The following is a 23,495-nucleotide window of genomic DNA, read 5'->3' on the forward strand; positions in this document are numbered from 1 at the left end:
TCCATGTGCTTTTTTATTTTTTAATTAAAAATATATTTTTAAGGAAATCTATAAACGATAGCATTGATATTCATTCCGGCACCTACCGAAGTCATCACAATGTTACCTTTTTCTTTAAACGTTTGACCGTCCATTTTTCCTTTAATTATTAAATCAAACATTGTAGGAATAGTTGCTACAGATGAATTTCCAAACATTTGGATAGTCATTGGGGATATTGCATGGTCGTAATCTTTCACATCGTATAGTTTGTGAAGTCTGTCGATCATGGCATAGTCCATTTTAGCATTTGCCTGGTGGATTAATATTTTGTTGATATCATCAATAGAAAGCCCTGCGTCATCAATGGTTTCTTTGATGGCTACAGGAACGTTTTTAAGAGCGTACTCATAAATTTTTCTTCCCAGCATTCTGATAAACGGTTTATCCCTGTCAACATCTATATTTAAAGAGGGGCCGCTTACCAGGTATTCTAATTCGGGGCCATTATCACAAATTGTATTATGAGCAATAATCCCCACATTTTCTTCGTCAGTCGCTTTTACGACAACAGCACCGGCTCCGTCAGCAAAAATCATTTTATTTCTGTCGAAAGGGTCTGTAACTCTGCTCAAAGTTTCGCTACCTACTACAAGAATAGTTTTGGCAGCTTGAGCTTTGATTAAATTATCAGCCAAAATCATTGCTTCTACCCATCCCGGACATCCGAAAATCATATCGTAAGTGATACATTTTCTGTTTTTTATACCCAAATGGTTTTTTACTCTCGCTGCCATATTCGGCATAAAGTTTACAAGTCCGCCTGCATTTACTTCTCCAAAATTACTTGCGTAGATAATATAATCTATTTTTTCAGCATCAATTTTTGCGTCTTCAATAGCAATTTTTGCTGCTTCGTAGCCAATTTTAGAGTTCGATAGATGGTCTTCAATATATCTGCGTTCCTCAATTTCTGTAATTTCTACAAATTTTGAAATGATTTCTTCAGTAGGTTTTTCGATTTTTTCACCTTCATCCGTATAGAATTCAGAATCTAAAAAATAATCTCTACCAATAACTCTATTAGGAATATAAGATCCAGAACCAATAATGATTGTATTCGGCATTCGTTAAATGATTTTTTTAAAGATGCAAAGTTAATAATTAATATTAATAACGGAGAATTAAAAATATTATTAAATTTGCAAAAATTGTACTTTACAATCTATGAAAAACAATCCGTCGTTGAAAGGCTTATTTATAGCGGTTGTGGCGTTTATCCTGGCCTTTGGAATTTACTTCCTGTTTTTAGCCAAAAAGAACTACTACCTGGTAGATAACCCTACACCCAATACTTATTACTATAAAATAAACAATGGTTCTGAAAGCATAATTGCCGCAGGGCAATTTGTAAATGTAGATTTGAAAAAAGGAAAAAATTCTATTAAAGTTTTTGACCAGAATAAGAAATTACTTTACGATTCTGCATTTGAAGTGAAGAAAATCCGCGGGCTTATTAATATTGCACACCAGGATTATTATATCAATGATCAATATTACGGATACAATCTTAAAAAAGATTCATTACTTTTGGCTCTTGATAAGACTATGATTGACGGCAAAGCCTATTTTGGAGGTGCACAGCACTTCAATAAGCTTTATACAGAAGATTTTTATTACAATATAGATGAAGATTACGATAAGATAATCAAAAATGTTCAGCAGGTGGAGTTTAGATCAAAAATCTTCAGAAAGCAGGATTACCTTAATTATTATAAAGAATATTACAAGTTTTAAGTTTTGACAAAAGATATTACCAAAGTTACTCCCTACAATTCTGAGGCTACGAAGAAAAGTCAGGTAGAGGATATGTTCGACAATATTGCACCAAAATATGATCTTCTGAATCATGTTTTATCCATGAAAATTGATGTTTTATGGAGAAATACTTTGGTGAAAATGATGAAAGATGACAGCCCGCAGGAAGTACTGGATGTGGCTACAGGAACGGGCGATCTGGCAATCACGATCGAAAAAGGAACCAACGCAAAAGTAATTGGTTTAGATTTATCGCAACAAATGTTAAATGTTGGCGTTATTAAAATAAAAAAACTTAATTTAGACGGCAAAATTTCCATGCAAAAGGGAGATGCAGAAAATTTACCTTTCGAGGACAATAGATTTGATGCTGTTTCCGTTGCATTTGGAGTAAGGAATTTTGAAAATCTTAAAAAAGGTTTAGCAGAGTTAAGAAGAGTAGTTAAAGATAACAAGAGTGTTTATATACTGGAGTTTTCAAAGGTTGAGGGGTTCTTAGGGCCATTTTATATGTTTTATTTCAAAAATATATTACCTGCCATCGGCAGATTGGTTTCTAAAGATAACAGGGCATATACATACCTTCCGGATTCTGTAAATGCATTTCCTTTCGGGGAAAAGATGAAGCAAATTCTTTTAGATACAGGATTTAAAAAAGTTGAATATAAAAAACTAAGTTTAGGTATAGCCACAATTTATAAAGCAACAAAGTAACCTATGAATAAATTTTTATTAAGAGCACTGGTTTTAGCCTCAGTAAATATTGCAATGTTTGCAAATGCACAATTTAGAACCCGAAACAGAATGGATAAGTTGGAAGACTTTGATGAGCAAAAATTCAGTTGGGGTTTTTATTTGAACGGGAACAGACTAGACTACCGTATCGTTTTGCATCCGAGATATGGCTCATTTGAGAATCAGAATCTCGTTACATCTAAAGAGAGTTACAGTTTTGGTGCGGGGCTTATCGCTAAATGGAGACTGAATGACTATTTGGATTTAAGGGCAGAACCGGGCTTACAATTTGCTCAAAGGGAGTTGACTTTTAATACACAATCAAATGACCAGTACGCTGCGGGAACTTTGACGAATGATCCTTTTATTCCGATTCCGTTAACAGATAATGACAGAGTAAGGCAAATCAAATCTACTTTGGTGGATATTCCTATCATGCTGGAAGTTCACGGGCACAGATGGTACAATTCCAGACCTTATTTTGCTGCGGGTGTGAATTATATTGTTAATTTACAGTCAAATGCAGATTCTACAGATGACAACTTGCAACAGGTTTTCAGATCCACAACGCATAATTTTGCATGGTCTGCTGAAATGGGTATTCAGTTTTACTTTAATAAATTTAAACTGACTCCGGCGGTAAGAGGTACATTTATCATGAATAACGAAATTGTTGCGGATAATGCAACTACACCTCCTTACTGGTCATCTGCAATGTCTACATTACAGACAAGAGCGGTGATGTTTGTGCTGAAATTTGAATAAGAAAATTAGAGTTAAAAATATAAAGGAGGTACAAAATGTACCTCCTTTTTTTGGTGTCATATCAAAATATAGAGAGTTTTATTTTTGTTAGTATTAATATTTTGTTATTTTTGCTAATAGTTAGAATATACAAAACCTGAAATGCTTCAAGATTTAGAAAAAAATTTTTCAGAAATAGAGAAAAAGATTTTGCTTTTACAAAAGAACTATAAAAATCTTGCTGAAAAGTTCTCGGAATTAAGTATTGAGCATGAAGATCTGAAGAAGAAGTATGATGAGGAAAGAAAGAAAGGTCAGGTATTAGCAGAAGAGCAAAAAAATATAAAACTTTATTCAGCGATATCAGGAAATCCCGAACACAACAGACTGATGAAAAATCACATCAACAGATTGGTAAAGGAAGTTGATTTCTGTATCGCACAGCTTCAAAACAGTGGATTATAATGGATGTAAGAAGAATAACCATCAACATTGCAGGGAGGGTGTATCCGCTGAACGTACCGGCAGCAGAAGAGGAAACGCTGCGTAAGGTGGGGAAGCAAATTGAAAGTATGATTAAAGATTTTGAACAAAATTTCGATGTGAGAGACAAGCAAGATGCTTTGGCGATGTGTGCCCTGAAACTGGGAACTAATGCTGAAGTAGTGTCTGCAAACTACGAAAAAACGATAAACTCTACCAACGAAAGATTAGCCCTGGTTAATAATTCGTTGAACGAAATAGGGAAATAGATTTTTTTTCCCGCAGAACTGCCTACAATAATTCTAACACATTAAAGGTAAACTCAACGCTAAACAATTACCGAGCAAATGTCCATCGAATGGCGTGCCGATTTATCGGATTACAGACAATGGAAATCAGTTCAAATCGTGTTGATTAGGAGTTTACTCTCAATCTCTGGATTATTGTGGGCTTTTTTTATTTAAGAATATGAAGACAATTAAAACTCAATATAGATTATGACAACAGCCATTATAGTCGGCGTTATTTGCCTGGTAATTGGTGCAGTAATAGGAATACTTTTCTCTAAAAGCTCACTCAATGCTAAGGGGAAATTTATTATAGATGATGCAAAAAAGAATGCCGAAAACCTTATAGAAAAAGCTAATGTACAAGCTGAATCCATAAAAAAAGAAAAGAACCTTCAAGCTAAAGAAAAATTTTTAGAATTAAAATCTCAGCATGATGCAGATATCCAGTCTCGTGAAAGAAAGATGCAGGAATCTGAGAAGAGAATCAAAGACAAGGAACATAAACTGAATGACGAGCTTAGCAAGGCAGGAAAGCTTGAAAAAGATTTAGACAGGCAGATTGCTGATTATGCTAAGAAAAACGAAATTTTAGACAGAAAACAGCAGGAATTAGACTTAGTAATGTCTAAAAAGGTTGAAATCCTTGAAAAAATTTCTAATTACACGGCAGAAGAAGCTAAAGCAGAATTAGTGGAATCTATGAAAGCTGAAGCCAAAACAAGAGCTCAGGCACACGTTCAGAGTATCATGGAGGAGGCTCAGCTGAATGCAAAAGGAGAAGCGAGGAAAATCGTTATTCAAACCATTCAGAGAATCGGAACAGAGCAGGCTATCGAAAATTCGGTATCAGTTTTTAATATCGAATCAGACGAAGTAAAAGGTAGGATTATTGGTAGGGAAGGTAGAAATATCCGTGCCCTGGAAGCGGTAACAGGGGTAGAAATCATCGTAGATGATACTCCGGAAGCAATACTTCTTTCATGTTTTGATCCTGTAAGAAGGGAAATTGCAAGGCTGTCACTTCACAGGTTGGTTACGGATGGCAGAATCCACCCTGCAAGAATTGAAGAAGTGGTGGAAAAAACAAGAAAACAAATCGAGGAGGAGATCATTGAAGTAGGAAAGAGAACTATTATTGATTTAGGAATCCACGGATTACACCCTGAGTTGATTAAAATCGTAGGTAGAATGAAATACCGTTCTTCTTACGGACAAAACCTATTACAGCACTCCAGAGAAGTAGCAAATATTGCTGCAACCATGGCTGCTGAATTAGGATTAAACGTAAAATTGGCCAAAAGAGCAGGTCTGTTACACGATATCGGTAAAGTTCCGGAGCAGGAATCTGAACTTCCACACGCTTTACTAGGTATGCAATGGGCTGAGAAATATGGTGAAAATGCAGAAGTTATTAATGCAATTGGGGCTCACCATGACGAGGTAGAAATGACATCATTATTATCTCCGATTATCCAGGTGGCAGATGCTATTTCAGGAGCAAGACCGGGAGCAAGAAGACAGGTTCTTGAATCTTATATCCAAAGATTAAAAGACCTTGAATCTGCCGCATTAAGCTTCGAGGGAGTGTCCAGTGCATACGCAATTCAGGCGGGTAGAGAGCTGAGAGTAATGGTAGAAAGCGGAAAAGTGAATGATGAAGTAGCTTCTCAGTTATCTTACGACATTTCTGAAAAAATCCAAAACGAACTGACTTATCCCGGGCAGGTAAAAGTAACAGTTATCAGAGAAACGAGAGCCGTGAATATTGCCAGATAATAATTGATTCAAGATATGTATAAAAACCTTTCAGGAAACTGAAAGGTTTTTATTTTTTGAGATATCAAGGATATTTGATTGCTTCAGACAGTTCTATTGGATTGTTATTTCGCCTAATATAATCCTGCTCCTGTTTTGTAAGTTCTTTATAATCGGGGGTAAATGGTTGTCCTTTTTCATCTTGCCAGATAACTTTCACATTGCCGGATTTCATTTCCCTATACGGATCGTTATAATGATCCATACAAACTTTTGAGATTTGTTTTTTTGTAACGTCCAGAGGTTTTGCAGACAAATAGTTTATATCTACAGATTCATCTTTCTTTATGGCTGTAAGCTGAAATTCGTAAGAACCTGTGGTGTCTTTCATGTAAACAATCAGTCCAGGCAGACCATTAAAAACAGAAGGACCGTCTTGCAGCGCAATATCTGTTGTAAACCAGGCTTCCCAAACTCTGTTGGAATAATTAAGTGTGGCTTTCTGACATATATAATTTCCTATTTTATTTGTTTCCTTGCCAACTTTCCAATTGTAAAAAGGCATTTCTTCTGTTGTTTTATAAAAATTTCTTAATATAGAAGAGAATTTGTAAATTTTTCTTTCTTGATTATCTTTTATAATCATAAAATTATAATCATATTTTTTTTGTGATTTTAATCCATTTTTTTCTGATGCTGTCATTAAAGAATCATTAATTAGCTGATCTTTAGAATAAAATTTTGATATTTTCTTATTGATTAGCAAGATCATATCCTTCTTCTGGGTTTCTTCGGCCAAAGAGTCTTTTTTGAAAGTCATTTGATAGTTAATCCTATAGTTTTGTCCAAAAGATATTATATAGAGAAATATGAGTAATAAGGTAATTATTCTAAATAATATTTTCCATTTCATAATATTGTATTGCTTTTTGTTTTAAGGGATTTGTGCTCCATTCTTCCCATTCACCGGTATAGGGGTTGTACCTGCACTTTAGAGGTTTTGAAACGTCCAATTCGGCGTTATTTGTATGGGATAGTTCTGTATATGCTCTGCAGTCTGGGCAAATTTACCTGAATTCACAATCTTTGCAGGTTTCTATTTTGTCCTTAGTGAGGTTCCAGTATTTTTTTAAGTCTTTATTACTCAAAGCTTCTTCCAATCCTGTACTCTTTAGAATTAGAAAAAGTAACACCTTCAAAAATCGGTTTTGTAATAAGGTTTTTATTTAGTTTTGTATTTTTCAATACTCATTCCATTATTATTTGAGATTTTTAATTGCTTAGTTCTATTGGGTTTTCATATTTTTTGTTTAACTGTCGTTCTTTTATTTTTTGCTGTATCATTTCTTTACCCTCTATAATAGTAGTTCCATAACTTGCAAGCATGCCAATTGCATTGTCGTTAGCATCTTTTAATGCTTGTTCAAATTTCGGCTGTGTCGTTTCGGCAGCATTGGTATAACGACTTTCGTATAAACTTACTACTTTCCCTCTCAGCCTATCATTAGGTACAGACTTTACAAGCTCAAATTCATAATCTCCTTTATCATCTGTTATTTTGATTATTAATCCCGGCAGTCCACTAAATTTATAAGGGCCATATGGAAACGGAATTTCAGTAGAATACCACGCAATCCAGTTTCTTCCTTTATAATTAAGCTCAGCTTTTTTACAACTAATCGTATTGATTACTTTTGATTCGTTAATAAGTTTCCAATTGCTTATTGTTGGTTCTTTATAGGTAAGTAATGACATTCCAACCAATCGAAAATATTGAATATTTTCATTTGACTGTATAATGGTATATGGAAAATTTGTTTTTGGAACCGACACTCCTTTAAGGCTAAGAATAGTAGTATTTCCTTCAGTAATTGTTTTTGTTGAATTTTTTAGTACAGAATCCCTTTTAAGAGATTGAGTGCTGGCAAAAAAGGCTCGCATATTACCTACTTGTAATGTGAAAAATTCTTCATGCTTATAATCCGGTGTCTGTGTATTTAACTTGGCTTTTAGCAGATAGGTGAAGTCACCATGTAGACTATCTTTTTTATCGGATTGTGAATAAAATAACGTGGCAAAAAATAATAAGAATAATTGAAATAATTTTTTATAATAATACATAAGAATTTGTTTAAATGTAAAATTGCACTTATAAAGTAAATAATTACGTTATAAGTGCATATAATTTGATATATTCTAAATGTTAATAACCATTTCCACAGTAATTTGCTTCAACCATATTAGCCCATATCTGACCTTGCTCTTGAGTCCAGTCTTGAGTGGTTGTGGCAGCCACTCCACAAGAAGTATAAGTAACAAAAGTACTTTTAACTTTTTTAGATTTTAGTTTTACTTGTTTAGAGGACTTTTGAATGTTGGAATTTGAACTTTTTATAGTTATCGTTTTCGCACTTGTCATACCAGCTACTAAAATTGCAGTTGCTAAAATTAAATTTTTCATCTTTTTTTAAAAATTTTTAGTTTTTTTATCTGAATCTCAAGTTTATACACATTGATTGCTCTATGGTGTTTACTTAAAAGTATATTTAATCATCTTTCTCTTGCATTGTACACTACAAAATACTCCATGTTTAAACTGTTTTCATTCCCAAGCTAGCCAGTTATAAAACTAAAAAAGCGTGGAACTATGTCTATTGTTCTAGTAGGTACTGGTATACCCGAGAAACGAATAGAATAGCCCACGCCGAAGCGTGAGCATTGCTATTCCTGTTTCTCATGAAAATTACCAGTTTTACTAGAACAAGAAAGCTAATGCTTTATATTTTAAATGACAGATTAGTATCTATTTTCTGACTACAATGTTAAATCTTTTTTTTCACAAAAAAAAGATTTTTGGAAGAGGTTTTAAAAATAATTGGGCTGCATTAACTGTTCTCCGATAATGTCTGTAAAAAAAACTAAAATACATATTAACTTGTTGATATTTTTAATCATCAGGCCGGTTTATTAAAATAAGGGTATGGAGAATAATTCATTTATGACAGATATATTTAGTAAACATGATATTTTTTTGAATTAATTTTTATTTTTATCAAAATTAAAATTCAGATGCAAGAACTATCTTTATCTTCAAAATTGAAGTGTATTTTTTCTATTCCGGTGATTATTGCGGCTTTAGGCTATTTTGTTGATATTTATGACCTGCTTTTATTCGGTATTGTAAGGATTCCAAGTTTAAAATCTTTAGAACTGAATCCGGATATTGACGGAACCTTTATTCTCAACTGCCAAATGGTTGGCTTGCTTATCGGAGGGATTTTCTGGGGTATGTTCGGAGATAAAAAGGGGAGGCTTTCCGTATTATTCGGATCAATCCTGGTATATTCTTTGGCTAATATTGCCTGTGGATTTTTACCTTATTTTCCAAAAGAGCATTTAGTATATCAATATGCGGCTTTAAGGTTTATCGCAGGCATTGGTCTTGCCGGAGAGCTGGGAGCGGGAATTACCCTTGTTTCTGAAAGTTTACCAAAAAATTTAAGAGCAATCGGAACCTCTGTGGTAGCCGGTTTTGGCTTGATGGGTGCTGTTGTGGCACAGCTAACCGTAGAATTATCAGGTGGCTGGAATATTTCATATATTATTGGCGGGATTTTGGGGATTCTTCTCTTGTTTTTAAGAATCAGCGTTTCAGAATCGGGTATCTATAAAAATATTGAAAGTAAATCTGTTTCAAAAGGCAATTTTCTGTCCTTTTTCACTCATAAAGATCGTTTAATCAGATATTTAAAATGCATTGCAGTTGGCTTACCCACGTGGTATTGTATCGGGATTTTAGCGGTTTTGGCCAATCAATTTGCTCCGGAATTGGGCATTAAAGAAATCAACCCCGGAAAAGCAATTATGTGGGCCTATGTTGGTATTTCTGTAGGTGATTTGATGAGCGGGTTTATTTCTCACGCTTTGAAGTCCCGTAAAATGGCTATTTTTTATATGCTTGCTTTTACCATTATCGGTGTTGCTTTTATGCTTTTCGGAAATACAGATACAGAAACTAAATATTATATTTTTTGTGTGTGGCTTGGTTTGGGAACGGGTTATTGGGCAATGTTTGTGACGTTGGCGGCAGAACAGTTTGGGACAAATATCAGAAATACGGCAACGACTACCGTTCCGAATATGGTGCGCGGTTTGGTTCCTGTGATGATTTTTGGTTTTGATTTTTTTAAGAAAGACTTTTCAGTGATTATGAGCGCTGCTATTGTTGGTATCATCGTCTTTGGGTTGGCTTTTTATTCTTCGCTTACCATTTCTGAGACTCATAATAAAGATTTGGAATTTACGGAATAAATAAGATTTGTTTAAGAAATAATTAATAGTAATCTTCCGTTTATAACATAAGTAAGTGCAACAAAATAAATTAATTATGAAATTTACTATTAAATTATGCGTTGAATAATTAATATTTGTTTAACTTTGAAATAGAACTAAAACTATATTGTTTAATCTCAAAAACACATCACACCATGTCACAAGAAATTTTAAAAAATGCTAAAAAATTAAGAAAAAGCGACCTGAAAAACATTATGGGAGGAGTCGGTAAAATTGGAACTCCGGATTTATCTCTTTGCGGTTGTAGCTGCACGGGAGCTGTTACAGGTCCTAAATATTGTTCAACATACATTGGATGCCCACAGGTAATTACTTGCTAGTCTGATGTTTAAACAGAATTATTTCAATTAGAAATAAACATTTCCACATTTAATACGCAAAAACCTTCTGGATTTCCAAAAGGTTTTTGTTATTTTAATATATTGTTGTTCAGAACAATAGGATACTATAAATTTATAGCTCATAATTTTTCCAGAATAAAAAAGTTTTCCGACACTTATAAAAAAATCATAGAAGTACACTGCTAGAGCTAGCTCCTAATTTTTAACCTCGGGCTTTTCATTTATAAATCGGAAAAACTTTTATCATTAAGATATTCAAACCTTTTATTTTTTGCTTCCCCAATTTTTTGTTTCGTATAAATGCTGTTATTTCCTGAAAATAAATAAGATATAATGCAGGCGATAGCTATATAAATGCCCGATTCAACTCCAAATAACTCAATTCCCATCAACATACAGGCCAATGGAGTATTGGTTGCTCCTGCAAAAACTGCCACAAACCCCATTCCTGCCAATAATCCGGAAGGTAACGGAATAAATAATGATAAAGCGCTTCCTAAAGTGGCTCCAATAAAGAATAAGGGAGTTACTTCACCTCCTTTGAAACCTGCAGAAAGTGTGATAATCGTAAAAATCATTTTTAATGCAAAATCATAAAGAGGAAGTTGGGTTTGGAAAGATTCTACAATAGTTGGAATTCCCAACCCGATATATCTCGTCGTTCCCATTGTAAAAACAGCAATCGAAATAATAATTCCGCCAATTACGGGACGTAAAGGAGGATATTTTATGTTAAACTTAAAAATAGAACTTCCCCAATGAATCATTTTGCTAAAAGTTGCTGCACAGGCTCCAAAAGCAATTCCGGCTAAAATACTGTATATGACAGGCAAAAATTCAAGTTTTGGGATAAAATCTATATGATAGTGAGTGTGTTTTACATTCCAGAGATGAGTTGCCCAATCCGCGAGAATTGCAGAAGCAAAAGCAGGGAAAATAGCATTATAACGAATTCTTCCAATCAAAAAAACTTCAAGCCCGAAGACCGCACCCGCCAGGGGTGTCCCGAAAACAGAACCAAACCCTGCCGCAATAGCGGAAATAATTAAAATTTTTCTTTCATTTTTGTCTAATTTAAAAGGTTTACTGAACTGATCTGCAATCGCTCCGGCCATTTGAAGAGCTGTTCCTTCCCGTCCTGCTGAACCGCCGAAAAAATGAGTCACCATTGTCCCCAAATAAACAAAAGGAGCCATTTTGAACGGAATTGTTTTTTTAGGTTCGTGAATGGTGTCAATCAATAAATTATTTCCCGATTCGACCTCTTTTCCGAAATAATAATATAAAACTCCAACCAAAAATCCGGCAGCGGGCAGAAATGCGATTAACCAGATATTATTTTCTCTGAAATTTGTTGCCCACTCTAATGATTGTAAAAAACCTGCAGAGGCTGTTCCCACCAAAGACCCCATCATAAGACTTATACAGAACCATTTGAAAATATAAGGTAAAGCCGGATACTTTCTAAAGAAAAATTTTGTGTGAAAAGTTGCTTTTCGTTTTAATGTTCGTTGGTTTTTAGACATAATTTCCCTGATTAGTTATTATCAATAATCTCTTAATCAGGCGTCATCAGCTTTTGAAAGCGGTTGGGGAAGGAAGAGCACCATTTCCTTTTGTGTTGCAAATATAAGTATTATTTTTAATTTTTATAGTGAACAGCTTTGTCAATCTCAATAGGATTGTTATATTTTCTGATGATTTCCTGCATACTTTTTACCTGCATATTTAGCTCATCAATGCTATGGATTTCTCTTCCGTTGATATTGATATTTAAATTGTTGTTGGTTTTACTGAAATTTGTCCTTTCGAAAGAAAAAGGATCATTATAAAATTCTAATAAAAGCTTTTGTTTTTGCTTTTCATTAATAGGGATTGCTTTGTCCCCGAAATTTGATTCAAGAAAATCTTCGGTAGGATAGATATCTTGAAGTTTCTGGTGTTTAATAAGATGATAAATAAAATTTTTCTTTGTATCGGAAATCTCAAATATGAGACCGGGAAGCCCTGAAAATTTAAAAGGCCCTTCATTGAAGGGAATCTCTTTATTGAACCAGGCAATCCAGCTTCTTCCGCCAAAATTGGCTGTTGCTTTCTGTAAGGTGTAATTTTGAACCTTTTTAGTTTCACTGGAAATATTCCAGGTAATTTTATCATTGGTTTTAAATGAGTAATAGCCAAATTTAATATTGATAAAATTTTCATTATCAAAAGTATTAGGTTTTCTTTTTACAATTTGCCCTGTCATATCAACATGTTTGTTGTCTATGTTTCCGAATTTTTTGTTTAAAGAATCTGCGATGAGAAGGTTACGTCCGTAAAACTTAACATTTTGAGAATTGATATCCAAAATCATATTGAATTTTTGATAATCAGATTCGGTGGAATCCATTTTCAATTGCAGTTCATAAACAAATCTATGAGTCTGCGAATTCAAAGAAGCTATGAGCAATAACCCAATAAGTTTTAAAATTTTTTTCATGATTGGTCATCTTATATTAGATCCTAAATTTTATAAATATTTTGACCTTATAAAAATGGTTTCATTTCGTCTTCGATCTGGGTTCTGAGCTCCATAAGACGTTTTGCATACTGTTCCTGTTGTTTTTCTTCTTCAGTTTCAGGAACCCATTTCGGAACAGGAAGTTTTTTCCCGTTTTCATCTACAGCCACAAAAACAATAATACAGTGTGTTTTTTTGTCAAAATTGGGTTGCTTCAGATTTCTTGAAAATACATTAATTGAAATATGCATACTTGAAGAGCCCGTATAAATTACCTGGGCTTCTACTTTTACAATTTCCCCGATTTTAATGGGCTCATAGAAACGTATTCCGCCAACATAAACAGTGACCGAATAATTTCCGCTCCATGTTGTTGCACATGCATAACCCGCCTGATCAATCCATTTCATCACGCTTCCTCCATGTACATTTCCTCCGTAATTAACATCTGAAGGCTCTGAAATAAACTGAAAAGTAATAGGTTTGTTTTCCATCCCTGTAAAATTTGAATAAAGATATTTAATAATTTTTAAAATCTTAGATTAAATCCTACTTTTGAAAGATGAAACCTTGAGAAAGGCAATTTTTAATAAATAATAAAACCATATATACAATGAAGAAAGTATTTTATCTTAATACATGTGATACTTGTAGAAAAATTTTAGCCCAGTTTGACCTTACAGACTGGGAGCTTCGTGAGATTAAAAAAGAACCGGTTACCAAGGAAGAGCTTGCTGAAATGTATGAAAAAACAAAATCTTATGAAGCACTTTTCAGCAAAAAATCAACTCAGATAAAATTGAGAGGGCTGGATGTAAAATCTTTGAAAGAAAAAGATTTTAAAGAATTATTGCTTGATCATTACACATTTTTGAAACGTCCTGTTTTTCTTACAGACAATGAGATTTTTGTAGGAAATGATAAAAAAAATGTGGAAGCCTTGAGAGAATTTTTTGGAGTAGCTGAATGAAGTATTTAGTTTCCATATTGATTTTTATTTCATTCACTCTGAAATGTCAAACGGTTTACAGAACACCTTCAGGTACGAAGTATCATCTTTCATCATGCAGAATGGTGAAAAATGTTTCTTCAGGTCTTGATGTGAGTAAAGCTTTGGAGCAAGGCTTGCAACCATGTAATATTTGTAAACCTTCGATAAGAAATACTTATGGGATTGTCTCTAAACCTAAAAAAATAAATGGAACAAATAAGGGAAATCAATGTCTAGGAATTACAAAGAAAGGAACAAGATGTCAACATTATACTAGGATTGGAAATGATTATTGTTTTCAACATATGCCTTAATAATTCTGCTTTTCGAATTTCGAAAGAAAATTTTATGGGAGCAAAATTATAAAGGATATTTTGATTATCATTAAAAAAAAAGAAAACCGGCGCGCTAAATTTAGCGCGCCGGTTTTCTTTATAAGATATCCTTTGTCCTATTATACGAAAGGAGCCTTAACTACTTTTGCAGGAATATTTTTATTTCTTACCTGAATGAAGATTTCAGAACCTAATTTGAAGTGAGGCTTATCAACATAAGCCAGTCCTAGACCAACTTTTTTCATTGGGGACTGAGTCCCGGAAGTTACTTTCCCGATTACGTTTCCTTCTGCGTCTACAACAGGGTAGTCATGTCTGGGAACACCTTTTTCAGTCAGTTCAAAAGCAACCAATTTTCTTGTAACACCTTCTTCTTTTTGCTTTGCGAAAGTATCTTTAGAAACGAAGTCTTTGTCAAATTTTGTAATCCATCCAAGGCCGGCTTCGATTGGTGAAGTGGTATCGTCAATATCATTTCCATAAAGGCAGAAACCTTTTTCAAGTCTCAAAGTATCTCTCGCAGCCAATCCGCAAGGAATAAGCCCCTCAGGTGCACCAGCTTCGATAATGGCATCCCAAAGTTTTACAGCATCTTCATTCTTGAAATAGATTTCGAAACCTCCGCTTCCTGTATATCCTGTGTTTGAGATGATTACATCATTTACTCCTGCCACAGAACCTACTGTGAAGTTATAGTAAGGAATTTCAGAAAGGGTAGTTTCTGTTAATTTCTGAAGGATTTCAGTAGCTTTTGGCCCCTGAACGGCCAATAACGACATATCGTCAGAAGCATTCGTCATTTTAGCCCCGAAAGTATTGTATTTTGAAATATGATTCCAGTCTTTATCAATATTTGAAGCGTTTACAACGACAAAATATTTATCATTTTCTATTTTGTAAACGATAAGGTCATCCACAATTCCTCCATTTTCGTTTGGAAGGCAAGAATATTGAGCTTTTCCGTTTTCCAGAGCATCTACATTGTTGGTAGTTACCAATTGTAAAAGTTCTTTAGAACCGGGACCTTCCACAAAAAATTGTCCCATGTGAGAAACGTCAAACAATCCTGCTTTTTCTCTTACTGCAAAATGTTCTTCAGTAACTCCGGAATATTGTACAGGCATTTCGAAACCTGCAAAAGGTACGATTTTAGCTCCCAGAGAAACATGTTTGTCGTACAAGGCTGTTTTCTTCATATTTAATTTTTATTTCTTTATTTTAAAACTGTTAAAAGTTTCGTTGAAAAGTGACATATAGTTTCCGTTCCAGAATTTCTGACCACAGTTGATGGAAACTAAATATAAATCTTTGTCTTTCTGAAAAACCTTAGTAATCCAGAAAAGTTTTTCTTTTTCGTCAAAGTATTCGTAAAAATATTCTGTATATCCTTTTTTACCCTTACTGCTTTTTACTTTACTCTCATCATCAGAAGAATGATAAAGTGCAAGGATAAATTTTTTTGTTTTTTCTTTCGGGAGTTCCAAATCATGATATTCTGAAATGGTAATTGCCCCGATTTCACTGGTGGGGAAAATGTTTACAATATCACTGTCGTTAGTAGATTTCCAGCCCTCCGGGACATTGATAGAGTAATTTGAACTGTCATATGTTTTAACTCTTTGAGCAGAAGAAAAAAATCCTGCTAAAAATGTCAATATTAATATTCCTCTCTTCATTATTATTAAAAATGGTGTTTATATTCTTCCAAGATAATTTTAAACCATTCTGTAAAATTTTCGGGGGTTTCAGATATTTCTTTGTCTAAATCTTCCATAGAAATATATTTTATTTCTTCAACTTCGTCTTTATTTAAATTAAAATGACCTTCATAGTTTCCCACAAAAACATGGTCTAGTTCGTGTTCCCAAAGTCCTCCGCCCACATCAGCTTTATAGATGAAATTAAACTTTTCTGAAAGCTCAGTCTCAATTCCCAATTCTTCTTTTATACGGCGTTTTGCTCCTTCAATATAAGTTTCCCCGGTTTTGGGGTGCGAACAGACTGCATTGGTCCATTTCAACGGAGAATGGTACTTTTCGTTGGCTCTTTTTTGTAAAAGCATCTCGCCTTTATTGTTGAATAGAAACACAGAGAAAGCCCGGTGCAACAAGCCGTTGATATGAGCCTGCTGTTTTTCCATTAAGCCTAAAATTTCGTCTTGAGGGTTTACTAAAACTACGAATTCTTCCATTTCTACAAATGTAAGTTTAATAAATGTATTTTGGAAATTTTTGGTAAAACATCATGGCTTTTGCCGGTGAATATGATTAAAACATTAAAAATAGATGGATGCAAAAAAAGAAAATTTTTAATCAGAATTACAAAAACACAAGCAGATTGTTTATTTTATTCTTTAAATACTAATTTTTATAGTATAAATTTAATTTAAACTAAGTTTAACAATAGTTTTTGGGTCAAAAATCGTAACTTTGCAACTCAAATTTTAATGATGGAATTAGAGTACATAGAGCATATAAGTCCAATTCTGAAGGACGGAGTAAAGAATTACTTAATCGATATTGATGGAACAATTACCGAAGATGTTCCAAACGAAGAACCGGAAAGAATGGTCACCTGTGAGCCTTTTCCAGACGCTTTGGAAACTATTAACAGATGGTATGATGAAGGTCACCAGATTTGTTTTTTCACTTCAAGAACTGAAAACCTAAAACAAATTACCATTGACTGGTTAGACAAGCACGGTTTTAAATACCACAGTGTCCTGTGTGGAAAACCAAGAGGAGGGAATTATCACTGGATTGACAACCACCTGGTAAGAGCTACAAGATATAAAGGTAAATTTACCGACCTTGTGGAAAAGCAAGTAACAATTGAAGTTTTTAAGGAAGATTAAAATTATAATTAAAGATTTAAAGATTAAACGATTAAAGTATGCACTTTTCTTTTAGTTTTTAAATCTTTCAATTTTTAAACAGATACTGTATTTATGAAAGTTTTAGCAAACGATGGATTGGATCAATCTGGTATTGATGCACTGACCGAGAAAGGTTTTGAGGTAATCACTGCAAAAGTTCCGCAGGAGTTTTTGATAGATTATATTAATGAGCACAAAATCCGTACACTTTTGGTACGCAGTGCTACGCAGGTGAGAAAAGATATTATTGATAGCTGCCCTTCCCTTGGAATCATTGGTAGAGGAGGAGTAGGAATGGATAATATTGATGTAGATTATGCAAGAGAAAAGGGAATTCATGTAATCAATACCCCTTCTGCTTCATCAGAATCGGTTGCTGAATTGGTTTTTGCACATTTATTTTCGGGAGCAAGGTTTTTACAGGATTCAAACAGAAAAATGCCTTTAACAGGCGATACTGAATTTGCAAATCTTAAAAAATCTTATGCTGCAGGTATCGAATTGAAAGGGAAGACAATCGGTATTATAGGAATGGGAAGAATCGGGCAGGAAGTGGCAAAAATAGCTTTAGGCCTTGGTATGAGAGTGATTGCAGCTGATAATAATGTAGGTAGGGCAAGTATAAAAGTAACATTTTACAACAATCAGTTTATCAACGTGGATATTGAAACTGAGCCGCTTCAAGATGTTTTAAAGCATTCAGATTTTATTACCCTTCATGTTCCGGCGCAGAAAGAAGGATATATGATTGGAAAGAGTGAATTTGAAATGATGAAAGACGGAGTTGCTATCGTAAACTGCTCAAGAGGTGGTGTTATTGACGAAACAGCTTTAATCGAAGCATTAGATTCAGGAAAGGTAAGATTTGCGGGTCTTGATGTTTTCATCAATGAGCCGACTCCTTCAAAAGCTATTTTGAATCACTCAAAAATTTCTTTAACTCCTCACACAGGTGCTTCCACACTGGAAGCTCAGGATAGAATCGGGCTTTCTCTGGCAGAACAGATTTCAAGTATTTTACAGATACATTAATTTCTGAAATTTAAAATAAAAAACACCTCAATTTGAGGTGTTTCTGTTTTTATATATTGTTTTTGCTTTTCAACAAATCTCTGATTTCCATTAATAATTTTTGGTCTTCGGTTGGTCCCGCAGGAGCTACTTCGTCTTTTTTAATAACCTTGTTTGCGCCTTTTATCAGCCAAAAAAGTACCATTGCGATACATAAAAAACTAATCACTGCAGAAAGGAAATTACCATACGTAACGCCATTCCATGATAATTTTGATATGTTTTCCGCGCCTGCAGCCTTTAAAGCCGGATTTAATAAAAGCGGAGTAATTACATCTTCCACTAAGGAGGAAACAATTTTTCCAAATGCCCCACCGATGATCACACCGACAGCTAAATCAAGTACGTTGCCCTTAAATGCAAACTCTTTAAATTCTTTAACAAATCCCATAATTTATATTTTTAATAATTATTTTCAAAATGTATGTTTAAAAATATGAAAAGTTTTACACTTTTTACACTTTTTTGATTAAAAATCTACAGATTTATTGGAGTCGGGAGATGCTTTTGTATATTGGGATTTTAAAATACTTTTTGTAAATTGCTTTAGGCTTAATCAGTTAAGTCTTTATTATAAATATGAAAATTTTTACTACCGAACAAATTCGTGAAGCTGATCACTATACTATTCAACAGGAATCAATTTCTTCCACCCAGTTAATGGAAAGGGCGGCTTTCGCCTGTGTACACTGGATTTCAGAAAACTGTAAAAATCACAGGAATTTTGCTGTATTTTGTGGTAATGGCAATAATGGAGGAGATGGTTTTGCTATTGCAAGAATGCTGTATTTAAAAGGTTTTGATGTGGATGTTTTTGTAAATCCCAAAGCTAAATTATCTCATGATGCCAATGTAAATTTTAAAGAATTAAAGGAAATTCCGGAAGTCATTATCAAGAATTTTAAAGATGTTGAGCATTATCGTTTTGATAGCCGGACAATTATTATTGATGCTGTTTTCGGAACAGGTTTGTCAAGAAATATAGAAGGTGAATTTAAAGATTTGATTGATGTTTTAAATTCAAAAAAGAGCGTCAAAATATCTATTGATGTTCCATCGGGACTTTTTGCCGATAAAACGTTAGATGAAAATTCCACTGTGTTTAAAGCTGATTATACATTGAGTTTTCAATATTGGAAAAAAAGTTTTTTACATCCCGAAACAGGAAAATATACAGGGAAAGTGGAGATTTTAGATATAAGTTTAAGTGAAGAATATATTTCGCAAACCGAAACAAATGATTTTATCATCAGTGATGAAATTGTTAAAAATATTTTTAAACCAAGACAGGATTTTTCCCACAAAGGAACTTACGGTGAGGTAACGATTGTTGCCGGAAGTTATGGTAAAGTAGGTGCTGCTGTTTTATCAACAAAGTCAGCCTTAAAAACGGGTACGGGGCTAACTTTTGTTAATGCTCCTGAATGCGGTTATGAAATTCTCCAAACCTCCTGCCCTGAAGCCATGTTTGTAGAAGGAGGAAGTGAAATTATTGAAAGTATTGAAGTTAATGAAGATTCAGTTTACGGAATTGGCCCAGGTTTGGGAACTGATGAAAAAACAGAAAAAGCTTTATTAGAATTTTTAAAAAAATATGCTAAACCATTGATTTTGGATGCTGATGCTTTAAATATTATTTCTAAAGTTAAAAATAGCTTACAATTAATACCTGAAAAATCAATCATTACACCACATCCTAAAGAATTTGAAAGACTATTTGGAAGAACAACAGATTCATTTGAAAGAGTAGAGCTGGCTAGGAAAAAAGCTGGAGAATTAGGAATTATAATTGTTTTAAAGGATCATCACACACAGATTGTTACTCCTGAAGGAAATGTTTTTTATAATATTACAGGTAATGCAGGGTTGGCAAAAGGCGGAAGCGGGGATATTTTGACGGGAATTATTACTTCGTTTTTAGCGCAAGGCTATTTTGAAGAACACGCCGCTATATTGGGGATTTGGTTTCACGGGAAGTCTGCTGATTTTGCTGCTGAGAAATTTTCTAAAGAAGCTATGTTGCCAACAGATGTTATTAATGAATTCGGGAATGTTTTTAAAGAAATTAATAGTAAAGTTGAGAAAGAACTGTGACATATAACTTACAGAAATGAAAAGACAAGTTTATATTATCGTAAACTTGTCTTTTTTATAATTGAATTTAACTGAAAAACTATTCAGGTTTTTCGTTTTCTGCCTGCGTTATTTTAAATTTCTTAGAAACAATCATAATCACAACACCCGCGATCATAAAAGGAATTGAAAGAACTTGCCCCGTATTTAATCCTCCGAATTGGATAAATTCATCACCTTGAGGCTCTTTTAAGAATTCTACAAAGAACCTGATTGCCCAAAGAATAATAAAGAATAATCCGAATAGCCATCCCTGCTGGTATTTTTTATTGGTCTTTCTGTATAAAATCCACAATAAAACGAATAAACAAACATATCCAAAAGCTTCAAATAGCTGCGCAGGATAACGTGGAACAGTGATTCCGTATTCGCTGCTCTGCTGTGGAAAAAACATTGCAAAAGGTGAGTTGGGATCAACTTGTTTTCCGATGATTTCAGAGTTGAAAAAGTTACCCATTCTTACAAAAGCCCCACCCAAAGAAACTACGATTCCCAATCTGTCATACACCCAGAAAGGATTTTTCTTAATAATTTTGAATGAATAATACAATGTCGTGAAAATCAAGGCGATCGTTGCACCATGACTTGCCAAGCCTGAAAATCCTGTAAATTTTAATCCGTTTTTAGTACTTATCGGTAAAAATACGCTCCAGAAATCTTCTTTGAATAGTTCCGGCTGATAAAAAATAACATGCCCCATTCTTGCACCTAGAATAGTTCCAATCAATGTCCAGGTGAAAAGAGGCTCAAGATATTTTAAGTTTACGTTATCAATTTTGAAGATTTTTGTCATTAAAATATATCCAAACCCAAAAGCGAAAATAAACATTAAGCTATAAAAATGCAGTGTAATCGGGCCTAATTGAATTCCTTTTGAAGGATCCCATATTTTGAAAGAAGTTTCAAGCTCTACTTTATCTGAAGCTGTGATAGGTTTATTTGATTTTACAGCATATTTAAAGGTATTAATAGTTTGCTCTGAAACCGGAGTATCAATTAATTTGAAATTCTTATCAAAAAACTGATATTGAGCGTCTTTAAATTTAGTTAAAGTTAATGCGCTGAAATTATAGTAATTGGGTTCAAAGTTAGATTCGTTCAAAATTACCAAAATATTGCCGTCTATCTTTCTGTCCGGAAATACGTTGAGATCTCCAAGCTCAGTCGTAGCATAAATCTTTACAGGAACATCTGTGGAATTCACTTTTAAAGTTCCGTCTGACAGGCCTCCGGGATAGTTTTGAGCAAAAAGACATTGTGTCATGAATGCAAATATTGTGAGGTAGATTCTGAAAAAAATATTACTCATTTTTATTTTTTTAGTAAGTTTTTTATTTATTGAAATTATTTTTTGGGTGGAACGGGATCATATCCGCTTCCTCCCCAGGGATGACATCTTGCTATTCTTTTTAAGCCTAACCAAAACCCCTTGAAAATGCCGTGAACCTGCAATGATTTTACCATATAGTGCGAGCAGGTAGGCTCATATCGGCAATTTTTGGGAAGTAAAGGCGAGATGAACCATTGGTAAAATCTGATTAAAATTACCAAAGGAAAAGTAATGATTTTGTTGGTTGTAAGTTTCAAAACATTGCAAAAATAGGGTAAAAAATTGAAAATTAGTTTAAATTTGTTGAAGTTTCAGGACATGAAAAGGGAGTTTCGTCGGATAAAACAAGGTGTTCGTCGATTTGGCATCTTTATGGATTTACAATCATAATATTTATAGCTGTTCTGTACTCTTTGTATTGAAAATTTTAGTTTAAATTAAAAAATCTTGAATCAAAATATTCCATTAGCAGAAAAATTAAGACCTAAAACGTTGGATGAAGTTTTAGGACAGGAGCACCTTACCGGAGAAAAAGGGACAATCAGGAAAATGATAGATAATAACGCTCTGAATTCACTTATTTTATGGGGACCTCCGGGAACAGGAAAAACAACTCTTGCGGAAATCATTTCTGAAAAATCCGGTCGTAAATTTTATAAACTTTCCGCTGTTTCTTCAGGTGTGAAGGACGTTCGTGATGTCATCGAGGATGCTAAAAAACAAAATTTATTTTCAGGCAAATCGCCTATTTTATTCATTGATGAAATTCACCGATTTAATAAATCTCAGCAAGATTCTCTTCTTCACGCTGTAGAAAAAGGCTGGATTGTTCTTATTGGCGCTACAACAGAAAATCCTAGTTTCGAGGTGGTTTCGGCTTTGCTTTCGAGAAGTCAGGTATATATTTTAAAGGCTTTGAGCTATGAAAAACTTGAAGAATTAATTGACATCGCTCTGGATAGGTTTAATAAAGATGAAAATACCGATTTTATAATCACTGACAAACAAGCTTTTATTCAATATTCGGGAGGTGACGGAAGAAAATTAATCAATTCTGTGGAATTGGTTTTAAATCAATACATCAATTCCAATAAAAAAGAAATTCTTAACGAAGATGTGCTTGAAGTTTTACAGGAAACGATGGCATTGTATGATAAGAATGGGGAGCAACATTATGATATTATTTCAGCTTTTATAAAATCAATGCGGGGAAGTGATCCGAATGGTGCTGTATATTGGTTGGCAAGAATGATTGCGGGAGGTGAAGATATTAAATTTATTGCCAGAAGGATGCTGATTTTAGCTGCGGAAGATATAGGCCTGGCGAATCCAAATGCGTTGGTTATTGCTAACAATTGTTTTCAGGCTGTAAACGTCATCGGAAATCCTGAAGCGAGAATAATTCTTAGTGAAGCGGCTGTTTATCTTGCGGTTTCTCCAAAAAGCAATTCTGCGTACATGGCGATTAATGATGCTTTGGCTTTGGTGAAAAAAACCGGTAATCTGCCGGTTCCGTTACATTTGAGAAATGCACCTACAAAGCTGATGAAAGATTTGGATTATGGAAAAGAGTATAAGTATGCACATTCTTATGAAGGCAGTTTTGTAGATCAGGATTTTCTTCCCGAGGAAATCAAAAATATAAAACTTTATGAACCGGGAAATAATGCTACTGAGAAAAAGATTTATGATGAGTTAAAGAAAAAATGGAATAATAAATATTAAAAAAGGATACTCTATTGAGTATCCTTTTGTTTGG

The 23,495-nt window shown here is 33.9% G+C and carries 26 protein-coding genes and 1 riboswitch; of the genes, 13 read left to right on the forward strand and 13 right to left on the reverse strand.

Features of this window, described 5'->3' with window-relative positions; translation table 11 throughout:
• Positions 1-38: 38 nt before the first annotated feature.
• Positions 39-1,106, reverse strand: coding sequence for a 3-oxoacyl-ACP synthase III family protein (locus ACM39_RS13545; protein ID WP_048511582.1), 1,068 nt, complete (start codon positions 1,104-1,106; stop codon positions 39-41).
• 100 nt (positions 1,107-1,206) lie between these two features.
• Between ACM39_RS13545 and ACM39_RS13550 the strand changes: the two genes are divergently transcribed.
• The 6 genes from ACM39_RS13550 to rny all read left to right on the forward strand — a co-directional run bounded on the left by ACM39_RS13550 (position 1,207) and on the right by rny (position 5,825).
• On the forward strand, positions 1,207-1,776 hold the full coding sequence (locus ACM39_RS13550) for a hypothetical protein (protein ID WP_048511583.1): 570 nt from the start codon (positions 1,207-1,209) through the stop codon (positions 1,774-1,776).
• A gap of 3 nt (positions 1,777-1,779) precedes the next feature.
• Positions 1,780-2,511 (forward strand): bifunctional demethylmenaquinone methyltransferase/2-methoxy-6-polyprenyl-1,4-benzoquinol methylase UbiE, encoded by a 732-nt coding sequence (gene ubiE / locus ACM39_RS13555; RefSeq protein WP_048511584.1) that lies wholly within the window; start codon positions 1,780-1,782, stop codon positions 2,509-2,511.
• Between the two features lie 3 nt (positions 2,512-2,514).
• Entirely contained in the window at positions 2,515-3,297 is a 783-nt protein-coding gene (locus tag ACM39_RS13560) for a porin family protein (protein WP_048511585.1), read from the forward strand.
• A 141-nt stretch (positions 3,298-3,438) separates the two neighbouring features.
• Positions 3,439-3,741, forward strand: coding sequence for a hypothetical protein (locus tag ACM39_RS13565; protein WP_048511586.1), 303 nt, complete (start codon positions 3,439-3,441; stop codon positions 3,739-3,741).
• Complete coding sequence (locus ACM39_RS13570) at positions 3,741-4,028, forward strand: cell division protein ZapA (protein ID WP_048511587.1); 288 nt, start codon at positions 3,741-3,743, stop codon at positions 4,026-4,028. The genes ACM39_RS13565 and ACM39_RS13570 overlap by 1 nt, the downstream gene beginning before the upstream one ends.
• Before the next feature lie 228 nt (positions 4,029-4,256).
• Positions 4,257-5,825: a ribonuclease Y gene (gene rny, locus ACM39_RS13575; protein WP_048511588.1), complete on the forward strand. Its 1,569-nt coding sequence runs from the start codon at positions 4,257-4,259 to the stop codon at positions 5,823-5,825.
• Between the two features lie 64 nt (positions 5,826-5,889).
• Here rny and ACM39_RS13580 read toward each other — a convergent pair whose 3' ends face one another.
• The 3 genes from ACM39_RS13580 to ACM39_RS13590 all read right to left on the reverse strand — a co-directional run bounded on the left by ACM39_RS13580 (position 5,890) and on the right by ACM39_RS13590 (position 8,265).
• Positions 5,890-6,717: a GLPGLI family protein gene (locus ACM39_RS13580; protein WP_082140600.1), complete on the reverse strand. Its 828-nt coding sequence runs from the start codon at positions 6,715-6,717 to the stop codon at positions 5,890-5,892.
• A 359-nt stretch (positions 6,718-7,076) separates the two neighbouring features.
• Entirely contained in the window at positions 7,077-7,925 is an 849-nt protein-coding gene (locus ACM39_RS13585) for a GLPGLI family protein (RefSeq protein ID WP_048511590.1), read from the reverse strand.
• Positions 7,926-8,007: 82 nt separating this feature from the next.
• Positions 8,008-8,265 (reverse strand): hypothetical protein, encoded by a 258-nt coding sequence (locus tag ACM39_RS13590; RefSeq protein WP_048511591.1) that lies wholly within the window; start codon positions 8,263-8,265, stop codon positions 8,008-8,010.
• A 608-nt stretch (positions 8,266-8,873) separates the two neighbouring features.
• On the opposite strand from ACM39_RS13590, the gene ACM39_RS13595 reads away from it, so the two are divergent.
• On the forward strand, positions 8,874-10,115 hold the full coding sequence (locus ACM39_RS13595) for an MFS transporter (protein WP_048511592.1): 1,242 nt from the start codon (positions 8,874-8,876) through the stop codon (positions 10,113-10,115).
• Positions 10,116-10,291: 176 nt separating this feature from the next.
• Complete coding sequence (locus ACM39_RS13600; RefSeq protein ID WP_048511593.1) at positions 10,292-10,477, forward strand: hypothetical protein; 186 nt, start codon at positions 10,292-10,294, stop codon at positions 10,475-10,477.
• A gap of 242 nt (positions 10,478-10,719) precedes the next feature.
• On the opposite strand, the gene ACM39_RS13605 is transcribed toward ACM39_RS13600, so the two are convergent.
• The 3 genes from ACM39_RS13605 to ACM39_RS13615 all read right to left on the reverse strand — a co-directional run bounded on the left by ACM39_RS13605 (position 10,720) and on the right by ACM39_RS13615 (position 13,495).
• Positions 10,720-12,024: a voltage-gated chloride channel family protein gene (locus tag ACM39_RS13605; RefSeq protein ID WP_082140601.1), complete on the reverse strand. Its 1,305-nt coding sequence runs from the start codon at positions 12,022-12,024 to the stop codon at positions 10,720-10,722.
• A 30-nt stretch (positions 12,025-12,054) separates the two neighbouring features.
• Positions 12,055-12,121, reverse strand: a riboswitch (Fluoride riboswitch).
• A gap of 19 nt (positions 12,122-12,140) precedes the next feature.
• On the reverse strand, positions 12,141-12,980 hold the full coding sequence (locus tag ACM39_RS13610) for a GLPGLI family protein (protein WP_082140602.1): 840 nt from the start codon (positions 12,978-12,980) through the stop codon (positions 12,141-12,143).
• Between the two features lie 47 nt (positions 12,981-13,027).
• The gene (locus ACM39_RS13615) at positions 13,028-13,495 is read right to left on the reverse strand and encodes an acyl-CoA thioesterase (protein WP_048511595.1); all 468 of its coding nucleotides are present in this window, start codon (positions 13,493-13,495) and stop codon (positions 13,028-13,030) included.
• A gap of 119 nt (positions 13,496-13,614) precedes the next feature.
• Between ACM39_RS13615 and ACM39_RS13620 the strand changes: the two genes are divergently transcribed.
• A complete protein-coding gene (locus ACM39_RS13620; RefSeq protein WP_048511596.1) occupies positions 13,615-13,971 on the forward strand; it encodes an arsenate reductase family protein in 357 nt (118 codons plus the stop codon).
• Between the two features lie 475 nt (positions 13,972-14,446).
• Here ACM39_RS13620 and gcvT read toward each other — a convergent pair whose 3' ends face one another.
• Genes gcvT through idi form a run of 3 tightly spaced genes read right to left on the reverse strand, consistent with a single transcriptional unit; the run spans position 14,447 to position 16,518 of the window.
• Complete coding sequence (gene gcvT / locus ACM39_RS13630; protein WP_048511598.1) at positions 14,447-15,523, reverse strand: glycine cleavage system aminomethyltransferase GcvT; 1,077 nt, start codon at positions 15,521-15,523, stop codon at positions 14,447-14,449.
• 9 nt (positions 15,524-15,532) lie between these two features.
• Positions 15,533-16,003, reverse strand: coding sequence for a hypothetical protein (locus tag ACM39_RS13635; RefSeq protein ID WP_082140603.1), 471 nt, complete (start codon positions 16,001-16,003; stop codon positions 15,533-15,535).
• A 5-nt stretch (positions 16,004-16,008) separates the two neighbouring features.
• On the reverse strand, positions 16,009-16,518 hold the full coding sequence (gene idi, locus ACM39_RS13640) for an isopentenyl-diphosphate Delta-isomerase (RefSeq protein WP_048511600.1): 510 nt from the start codon (positions 16,516-16,518) through the stop codon (positions 16,009-16,011).
• Positions 16,519-16,776: 258 nt separating this feature from the next.
• On the opposite strand from idi, the gene ACM39_RS13645 reads away from it, so the two are divergent.
• A complete protein-coding gene (locus ACM39_RS13645) occupies positions 16,777-17,181 on the forward strand; it encodes a phosphoheptose isomerase (RefSeq protein WP_048511601.1) in 405 nt (134 codons plus the stop codon).
• Positions 17,182-17,274: 93 nt separating this feature from the next.
• Positions 17,275-18,234, forward strand: coding sequence for a D-2-hydroxyacid dehydrogenase (locus tag ACM39_RS13650; protein WP_048511602.1), 960 nt, complete (start codon positions 17,275-17,277; stop codon positions 18,232-18,234).
• 49 nt (positions 18,235-18,283) lie between these two features.
• Here the strand turns inward: ACM39_RS13650 and mscL are convergent, their stop codons facing one another.
• Positions 18,284-18,664, reverse strand: coding sequence for a large conductance mechanosensitive channel protein MscL (gene mscL / locus ACM39_RS13655; RefSeq protein WP_048511603.1), 381 nt, complete (start codon positions 18,662-18,664; stop codon positions 18,284-18,286).
• Positions 18,665-18,852: 188 nt separating this feature from the next.
• On the opposite strand from mscL, the gene ACM39_RS13660 reads away from it, so the two are divergent.
• The gene (locus tag ACM39_RS13660) at positions 18,853-20,367 is read left to right on the forward strand and encodes a bifunctional ADP-dependent NAD(P)H-hydrate dehydratase/NAD(P)H-hydrate epimerase (RefSeq protein ID WP_048511604.1); all 1,515 of its coding nucleotides are present in this window, start codon (positions 18,853-18,855) and stop codon (positions 20,365-20,367) included.
• A 79-nt stretch (positions 20,368-20,446) separates the two neighbouring features.
• Here the strand turns inward: ACM39_RS13660 and lgt are convergent, their stop codons facing one another.
• Together lgt and yidD are read right to left on the reverse strand one after the other, a co-directional pair.
• A complete protein-coding gene (lgt, locus tag ACM39_RS13665; RefSeq protein ID WP_048511650.1) occupies positions 20,447-21,295 on the reverse strand; it encodes a prolipoprotein diacylglyceryl transferase in 849 nt (282 codons plus the stop codon).
• A 455-nt stretch (positions 21,296-21,750) separates the two neighbouring features.
• Positions 21,751-21,993, reverse strand: coding sequence for a membrane protein insertion efficiency factor YidD (gene yidD, locus ACM39_RS13670; protein ID WP_048511605.1), 243 nt, complete (start codon positions 21,991-21,993; stop codon positions 21,751-21,753).
• 190 nt (positions 21,994-22,183) lie between these two features.
• Here yidD and ACM39_RS13675 point away from each other — a divergent pair, with 190 nt between their 5' ends.
• A complete protein-coding gene (locus ACM39_RS13675) occupies positions 22,184-23,461 on the forward strand; it encodes a replication-associated recombination protein A (protein WP_048511606.1) in 1,278 nt (425 codons plus the stop codon).
• Positions 23,462-23,495 lie beyond the last annotated feature (34 nt).

This window comes from Chryseobacterium sp. FH2, assembly GCF_001045455.1.
In the GTDB taxonomy this organism is placed as follows: domain Bacteria; phylum Bacteroidota; class Bacteroidia; order Flavobacteriales; family Weeksellaceae; genus Chryseobacterium.

What these genes read in the sequence shown, in the direction of transcription:
- ACM39_RS13550 (WP_048511583.1), top strand. Translation starts at nt 1,207, where the DNA reads ATGAAAAACAATCCGTCGTTGAAAGGCTTATTTATAGCGGTTGTGGCG.
- ACM39_RS13615 (WP_048511595.1), bottom strand. Translation starts at nt 13,495, where the DNA reads ATGGAAAACAAACCTATTACTTTTCAGTTTATTTCAGAGCCTTCAGAT.
- ACM39_RS13570 (WP_048511587.1), top strand. Translation starts at nt 3,741, where the DNA reads ATGGATGTAAGAAGAATAACCATCAACATTGCAGGGAGGGTGTATCCG.
- ACM39_RS13590 (WP_048511591.1), bottom strand. Translation starts at nt 8,265, where the DNA reads ATGAAAAATTTAATTTTAGCAACTGCAATTTTAGTAGCTGGTATGACA.
- ACM39_RS13645 (WP_048511601.1), top strand. Translation starts at nt 16,777, where the DNA reads ATGGAATTAGAGTACATAGAGCATATAAGTCCAATTCTGAAGGACGGA.
- ACM39_RS13600 (WP_048511593.1), top strand. Translation starts at nt 10,292, where the DNA reads ATGTCACAAGAAATTTTAAAAAATGCTAAAAAATTAAGAAAAAGCGAC.
- ACM39_RS13585 (WP_048511590.1), bottom strand. Translation starts at nt 7,925, where the DNA reads ATGTATTATTATAAAAAATTATTTCAATTATTCTTATTATTTTTTGCC.
- ACM39_RS13660 (WP_048511604.1), top strand. Translation starts at nt 18,853, where the DNA reads ATGAAAATTTTTACTACCGAACAAATTCGTGAAGCTGATCACTATACT.
- mscL (WP_048511603.1), bottom strand. Translation starts at nt 18,664, where the DNA reads ATGGGATTTGTTAAAGAATTTAAAGAGTTTGCATTTAAGGGCAACGTA.
- ACM39_RS13580 (WP_082140600.1), bottom strand. Translation starts at nt 6,717, where the DNA reads ATGAAATGGAAAATATTATTTAGAATAATTACCTTATTACTCATATTT.
- ACM39_RS13560 (WP_048511585.1), top strand. Translation starts at nt 2,515, where the DNA reads ATGAATAAATTTTTATTAAGAGCACTGGTTTTAGCCTCAGTAAATATT.
- ACM39_RS13545 (WP_048511582.1), bottom strand. Translation starts at nt 1,106, where the DNA reads ATGCCGAATACAATCATTATTGGTTCTGGATCTTATATTCCTAATAGA.
- ACM39_RS13620 (WP_048511596.1), top strand. Translation starts at nt 13,615, where the DNA reads ATGAAGAAAGTATTTTATCTTAATACATGTGATACTTGTAGAAAAATT.
- idi (WP_048511600.1), bottom strand. Translation starts at nt 16,518, where the DNA reads ATGGAAGAATTCGTAGTTTTAGTAAACCCTCAAGACGAAATTTTAGGC.
- ACM39_RS13595 (WP_048511592.1), top strand. Translation starts at nt 8,874, where the DNA reads ATGCAAGAACTATCTTTATCTTCAAAATTGAAGTGTATTTTTTCTATT.
- ACM39_RS13610 (WP_082140602.1), bottom strand. Translation starts at nt 12,980, where the DNA reads ATGAAAAAAATTTTAAAACTTATTGGGTTATTGCTCATAGCTTCTTTG.
- ACM39_RS13605 (WP_082140601.1), bottom strand. Translation starts at nt 12,024, where the DNA reads ATGTCTAAAAACCAACGAACATTAAAACGAAAAGCAACTTTTCACACA.
- ACM39_RS13650 (WP_048511602.1), top strand. Translation starts at nt 17,275, where the DNA reads ATGAAAGTTTTAGCAAACGATGGATTGGATCAATCTGGTATTGATGCA.
- ACM39_RS13635 (WP_082140603.1), bottom strand. Translation starts at nt 16,003, where the DNA reads ATGAAGAGAGGAATATTAATATTGACATTTTTAGCAGGATTTTTTTCT.
- rny (WP_048511588.1), top strand. Translation starts at nt 4,257, where the DNA reads ATGACAACAGCCATTATAGTCGGCGTTATTTGCCTGGTAATTGGTGCA.
- ACM39_RS13565 (WP_048511586.1), top strand. Translation starts at nt 3,439, where the DNA reads ATGCTTCAAGATTTAGAAAAAAATTTTTCAGAAATAGAGAAAAAGATT.
- gcvT (WP_048511598.1), bottom strand. Translation starts at nt 15,523, where the DNA reads ATGAAGAAAACAGCCTTGTACGACAAACATGTTTCTCTGGGAGCTAAA.